The organism is Microcoleus sp. S13_C3 (assembly GCF_036700905.1).
GTDB lineage: Bacteria > Cyanobacteriota > Cyanobacteriia > Cyanobacteriales > Microcoleaceae > Microcoleus.
On sequence record NZ_JAUBPT010000267.1, the window covers coordinates 1 to 6,265 of the forward strand.

The following is a 6,265-nucleotide window of genomic DNA, read 5'->3' on the forward strand; positions in this document are numbered from 1 at the left end:
CTTCGGCCCATCCCACAAGAGTTATTTTTTCTTGTGGGATGGGCCGAAGAGCCCGTCCTAATTATTTTTGCAAGAGGTCTAATTAAAACTATTATAGAGTAGCGGGAATTTGCCGATCGCACTGGGCTTGAGTCTGTCCCAAATTTTTCGCTGCTGAATTTACCAGGAAAACAGCTTGTAGGCTAACTGCCACAGGTACTCAGAAAAAAAATTATCAAAAAAATAAAAAAGTGCGATCGCGTTAGCAATTGCCGATAATTAGCCGCCCACTTATTTTGCACTTTTGGGCTGATTCCCGGTTGATGCGTAGATACCATGCCACCAAACCCAACATTTCTCCGAGAAACTGGGTTTACGAGGCCTCGTCCTAATTAAGATACAATAAGAACCACAAAGAAAGTGCGATCGACATTATTTGATAGTCAAGCTATGCAATCTACAACTCAGTCCGAGACAGAACTGGCGATGGAAGCTCCCAAACACGGATTGCCCGTTACAATCATTACAGGATTTCTCGGTATTGATTAATCCAGTTTACAGTGTTTTATAACGCCAAGAAAATCTCGACTATCTAGTAGTCGAAACAACCAGATTTTCCACAGCCGAGGGCATTACAGACGATTTCACTCACCCCGACTTTGCACTGCCCGTAGAAAGTAAGTAGAAAGTAAATTTATGGCTGTAGAAATAGCCAAATAAAAACTCTTTATTTTAGCTTGCGAATGGGAACATTTGACTCAGTTGATGCAGACAGTTATCGCACAACCTGCACTTACAGCCCAAGCTAGACTTGCCAACCCCCCTTTGGTAGCTAAAAACTTTCCTGGGAAATACGCTTGCAGACCAGTTGCTAGATGTCATATTACCCGAAAACACGAGCTATAAAATTGACCTATCAACTTTTAACTCAATAATTTTGTAACCCAATAATATCATGTCCGAGCGATTGACCATAATATCCCGGCCGGGCGGGTTTTTGAGATTGTCAATTATTGGCAGATATTGTTGGTGAACCCGCCCCTACCTGATGAAGGGTAATCGACCGGACATGATATAACTCTTTCTATTAATGGTAACGGGTAACGGGTAATCGGGCATTGGTAAGGGGTAATAGATGAGGGGCGAGCGGTAGTAACAAACAAAAAACAACAACTAACAACTAACAACTAAATGCGTATAATTGTTGAAGGCTGGCGCTTTTTGCCGCACTCCTACGCGATCGCCAATCAATTTCAGCTACTAGAAATGCTGAAATATCCCAATTTAGAACTTTTCCACAAAGATATCCCCTATCTAGACGAAAATTGGCAGCCAGCAACCGGTTTGTTAGATACAAATGCTGAAGCAGCAATAAAAAATATTCCCCACCCTTCGGCATCTCTACAAGCAGACGCTACCTTACGGATCTCAGTACCTTACAATTTTGCACCCTCAAATACCAAACGGACGTGCTTGTTTGCCACAACAGAATGGGGAATTCTGCATAACGAAAACTTTAGAATAACGGGCGCAGCTTCCCTCCGCGAAGGGCACAGCAACTCCGATATAATTATTATTACGCCTTCCCAGTGGTCGAAAACCGGATTTCTCCGCAGCGGTGCGAATCCCGATCGCACAATTGTCATCCCCTGCGGCATCGATCCGAATATTTACAAACCTTTAACAAAATCGGAACGCGAAGCTTTGCGGAAACAGCTAGGATGGGACGGATTTGTATTTTTGAATATCGGTGCAGGATCTCCAAATAAAGGCATCGATTTATTGTTAAAAGCTTTCGCCGTTGTAGTTGAAAGTTATCCCGAAGCCAGATTAGTATTGAAAGGAGAAGAATCAATATATGAGTCGGATTCTCTGATCGCTCAAAACATAGACGAACTGACCTTTGACGAAGCAGAAAAAGTTTTGCCGCGCATGGCTTACATAGGAGAAACACTGCCTTTTGCAAAAATGGCTCAACTTTATCAAGCAGCGGATGCCTACGTATCTCTTTATTTAGCAGAAGGATTCAATTTGCCCGCACTAGAAGCAATCGCTTGTGGCTTGCCGCTCATTTGCACTAAAGGCGGCCCGACGGATGATTTTACAACTCCAGACTTTGCTTGGCACGTCGAAAGTACGTTTCAGGAAGGTACTTCTAACGATCGGCCGATATTTCGCCTGATGCCAGATTTAGAACATTCGATCGCCTTAATGAAAAATATTATAGAACAGCCGGAGTTGTGCGATCGCTCTCGCGAAGCAGGCCCCAAATTCGTAGCGGCTGGGTTTACCTGGAAACACGTTGCAGACCAACTCCTAGAGGTACTTTTGCCAACAATTCGATCGCCAAATTGAACAGGGTGCGATCGAATTGTTGGCAACTTCCGATAATTAGCGCTGGTAACGCGCTGTTCGGAATTCATATAAGATACAATAAGAACCACAAGTTTAAGCTTCAGACCTTATTTGACATTCAAGCTATGCAATCTACAACTCAGTCCGAGACAGAACTGGCGATGGACGCTCCCAAACACGGATTGCCCGTTACAATCATTACAGGATTTCTCGGCAGCGGCAAAACAACCCTGCTCAACCACATCCTGACCAATCAGCAGGGTTTGAAAACAGCAGTTTTGGTAAATGAATTTGGCGAAATCGGCATCGACAACGAACTGATTGTCACCACCGACGACAACATGGTTGAGCTGAACAACGGCTGCATCTGCTGCACAATTAATGAAGATTTAGTTAATGCAGTTTACAAAGTTCTGGAACGTCAAGAAAATCTCGATTATCTGGTAGTCGAAACAACCGGACTTGCCGACCCGCTGCCAGTAGCAATGACTTTTTTAGGCACAGAACTGCGCGACCTGACTCGTCTCGATTCGATAGTTACAGTAGTAGATGCAGCCAACTACAGCTTAGATTTGTTCAACTCTCAAGCAGCTTACAGTCAAATAGCTTACGGCGATATAATTATCCTCAACAAAACAGATTTGGTTGAGGAAGCAGATTTAGATTTGTTGGAAGTTAAGATTCGCGATGTGAAAGAAGGTGCTCGAATTCTGCGAACAGTAAAATCGCAAGTTCCCCTGCCGCTAGTCCTCAGCGTCGGATTGTTTGAATCGGACAAATATTTCCAATCTGAAGAAACTCCTAGCAGTCACGACCATCACGACCATCACGAACATCACGACCATCATGACCATCACGACCACAGCCATCACGACCATCACGACCATCACGACCACAGCCATCACGACCACAGCCATCACGACCACTCCGACCATTTAGAAAATGACGGATTTACCTCAATTTCTTTCCAGAGCGACAAGCCGTTTTCTCTGAGAAAATTTCAATATTTCTTAGACAAACAACTGCCAACAAATGTGTTTCGCGCGAAAGGGATTATGTGGTTTGAAGAAAGTCCCAAACGGCATATTTTTCACTTGAGCGGCAAGCGATTTTCGATGGACGATGACGAGTGGAAAGGCGATCGCAAAAACCAGCTTGTTCTCATTGGTCAGGGTTTGGATACCGAGACTTTGCGATCGCAACTCGAAAACTGTCTTTGTATGCCTTCAACCAGTCGCGGTAAAGGTTTTGGGAAAAACTAACAGTAAAATATTCTACTGGTTCCCAGGCTCTGGCCTGGGAACCGATGTAAGCGAGGCTCTGCCTCTCTGGTACTTAGGAAGATAGGAGGCAGAGCCTCTGGATCTGCGTTACCAGGCCAGAGCCTGGTAACGAGTAATTACCTATTACCAATTACCGATTTCCCATGCGAGTCATCATCCAGCGAGTAAAATCATCTCAAGTCGAAATTGACGATCGAATTGTCGGCAAAATTGGCTGCGGACTTAACTTGCTTGTAGGTATTGCAGACACCGACACCGAAGCAGAACTCGATTGGATGGCTCGCAAATGCCTGGAATTGCGTTTGTTTCCCGACTCGGCCACGGATACCGGGCGCTGGGACAAGTCCGTACAAGACATCGGCGGCGAGTTGCTGGTTGTGAGTCAGTTTACCCTCTACGGGGACTGCCGCAAAGGTCGGCGGCCTTCCTTTGACAGAGCAGCGGCTCCTGAACGAGCCGAAATTTTTTATGATAAATTTGTCGAAAAGTTGCGCCAGAGCGGCTTAAAAGTTGAAACAGGCTTGTTTGGAGCGAGGATGCAAGTCTCTATAGATAATGACGGGCCGGTAACTTTGGTATTAGAGAGAGAATCAGGGTGAAATGTTGGCAAACAAAGCTCTCTGTGCTTCTTTCTTATTCCTTCTTCCTTCTTGGAGAAAATCAAATTTTCAGATTAACCGGGTTTCCTAACTGCTGTTGCGTAGGTTCTGAAGACATTGCAGTTAGCTACACTCTGCCAAGTCTCGATTCCACAATCTCTAACGGCCAAAACCCCCTCAAATAGCCAGTTATTAGATTGTCCACTCAGCGGGCTGGCAGCACCCTCCATTTTCCTCGCGATCGCCCCACCCAAATAACAGCTCAGAGTGCTTGTAGAGTAAGGCTTTAACCGCAATAAAACCAATCTTCCACAGCCAGCGCTTAGAATCAGATTCAGCAGCCAAAAACTGTTGCATGAGAGAGTGGAACACTGGCATCACTGCGATGATGTTTACTTCTCTAACATTCAATGTATAGAGAGTTGAATCAGCACAGCAAGCGAAACCGCCAGCAACTGCCACCTCACTCTCGGAGAAATGTCCTCGCACACCCGCTGTGCCCTACCACCCGATAAATGCCATGACTGTCAAAACTGCCACCACCGTCAACTGCAACAACGCTTCTGGCTTCAACTGCATTCCGGCTACCTCCAGCGAACCAAACGCCGAAATCAATACTCTTCCCAGCATCGATATCCTCGCTTTGGCTGACTTCGCCCTCAAAGAATTGCAAGCCGAAATGAAAACTGCCAGCCGCAGCGCTCAAGCAGTGGCGATGCGGATTGCTAAGGAAGTCGAACGGATTTGCCAAAAGAGCGATCGCATCCAAATTTCCGGCGAAGTTGAAGCTTGGCAAATCACCTTGGCTGAGCACCGGTTGCAAAAAACCCTGCAATACTACCGCCTCGGTTCCAAACAAGGCCGCGTCGAACTGCATTCTCACCTCGCGGCTATGATTTACCGCCATGTTGCTTCTTTCCGATCGAACTTGAACTTCCAAGCTCGCTACAACATGATTGAAGACTTTTTGCAAGGCTTTTACATCGAATCTCTGCGAGCTTTCCGCCGCGAACACCAACTCGATGTCACCTACCAGCCCCGCACGCAGCTAGAATTGGCTGAGTACATGGCTTTTACCGAACACTACGCCAAGCGCCAAATCGGCTTACCGGGCCGCAACCGCCAGCGCCTGATCGTGTTGCGCGCTCAAGGATTTGCCAAGGGCCAGCCTCCCGAAACTGCGATCGACATTGAAATGGCTGTAGAATCGGGCAAGGGAGAAGATGCGGAAATTTACAGCCGCTCTCCGGCGCTGCAACAAGTGCGCGAGCAAATGGTATCGGAAACTGTCGATCCCGCTGATGCTGTGCTGCGCGATCGAGTAGTCTCGGAATTGATCGCCTATCTGGAATCGCAAAATCAGCCAGAATGCGTGAATTACTTAACTTTAAAATTGCAAGACCTTTCGGCTTCGGAAATTGACCGCGCGCTCGGTTTGTCTTCCCGCCAGCGCGACTACTTGCAACAACGTTTCAAGTACCACGTCGAAAAATTTGCCCGCACTCAAAATTGGAAACTCGTCCACGAATGGCTGGGTGCTGATGTGGATCAAAAGCTGGGAATGACTTCGGACAAATGGGAAGCATTTCGCGCTCAACTTGCGCCCGAAATGCAGCAACTGTTAGAAATGAAGCGGAATCAAGAAAGCGACAAGGCGATCGCCACCGCGCTCAAATGCACTCCCAAACAAGTCCAAAAACGCTGGGCGCAAGTGTTGGAGCTGGCTAGCCAGACTCGCAACAGCAGCCAAGCTTAATTGGTACTCAAATATGAATGCAACTGTTTTCTTGAGACTGGAAAATGCGATCGGGTGCGGCATCTACACTGGACTGCCCGCCCCGGCGTCCGCTCTCAACTCAACAAGGGCTGCTACTAACTAAATTATCGCCGCTTTTTGGCAAATTCAATTTATTAAAACAACATTACTTTTTTTAATATCTTTCGTTCCCTGGTTAGGCCGGGGAATTTGTTTTTATTAGTCATTAGTCATTAGTCATTAGTCATTAGTCATTAGTTATTAGTCATTAGTCATTAGTCATTAGTCATTAG

5 protein-coding genes are annotated in these 6,265 nt (G+C 46.3%); 4 read left to right on the forward strand and 1 reads right to left on the reverse strand.

Annotation, left to right across the window (positions count from 1 at the left end; genetic code table 11):
* The first annotated feature begins 1,170 nt into the window (after positions 1 to 1,170).
* The 3 genes from QUA16_RS35245 (at position 1,171) to dtd (ending at position 4,216) form a co-directional block, all read left to right on the forward strand.
* Positions 1,171 to 2,334 carry a glycosyltransferase gene (locus tag QUA16_RS35245; protein WP_333109323.1) on the forward strand — a complete coding sequence of 388 codons (1,164 nt, stop codon included), beginning with the start codon at positions 1,171 to 1,173 and terminating at the stop codon, positions 2,332 to 2,334.
* 125 nt (positions 2,335 to 2,459) lie between these two features.
* Positions 2,460 to 3,596 carry a GTP-binding protein gene (locus QUA16_RS35250; protein ID WP_333109322.1) on the forward strand — a complete coding sequence of 379 codons (1,137 nt, stop codon included), beginning with the start codon at positions 2,460 to 2,462 and terminating at the stop codon, positions 3,594 to 3,596.
* 164 nt (positions 3,597 to 3,760) lie between these two features.
* On the forward strand, positions 3,761 to 4,216 hold the full coding sequence (gene dtd / locus QUA16_RS35255) for a D-aminoacyl-tRNA deacylase (RefSeq protein WP_333109321.1): 456 nt from the start codon (positions 3,761 to 3,763) through the stop codon (positions 4,214 to 4,216).
* Between the two features lie 192 nt (positions 4,217 to 4,408).
* On the opposite strand, the gene QUA16_RS35260 is transcribed toward dtd, so the two are convergent.
* A complete protein-coding gene (locus QUA16_RS35260) occupies positions 4,409 to 4,627 on the reverse strand; it encodes a hypothetical protein (protein ID WP_333181744.1) in 219 nt (72 codons plus the stop codon).
* A gap of 109 nt (positions 4,628 to 4,736) precedes the next feature.
* Here QUA16_RS35260 and QUA16_RS35265 point away from each other — a divergent pair, with 109 nt between their 5' ends.
* A complete protein-coding gene (locus QUA16_RS35265) occupies positions 4,737 to 5,972 on the forward strand; it encodes a HetZ-related protein (protein ID WP_333109317.1) in 1,236 nt (411 codons plus the stop codon).
* Positions 5,973 to 6,265: the final 293 nt, after the last annotated feature.

Bases quoted from the DNA above. Each gene is read 5' to 3' on its own strand.
- dtd (WP_333109321.1), top strand. From the start codon at position 3,761: ATGCGAGTCATCATCCAGCGAGTAAAATCATCTCAAGTCGAAATTGAC.
- QUA16_RS35250 (WP_333109322.1), top strand. From the start codon at position 2,460: ATGCAATCTACAACTCAGTCCGAGACAGAACTGGCGATGGACGCTCCC.
- QUA16_RS35245 (WP_333109323.1), top strand. From the start codon at position 1,171: ATGCGTATAATTGTTGAAGGCTGGCGCTTTTTGCCGCACTCCTACGCG.
- QUA16_RS35265 (WP_333109317.1), top strand. From the start codon at position 4,737: ATGACTGTCAAAACTGCCACCACCGTCAACTGCAACAACGCTTCTGGC.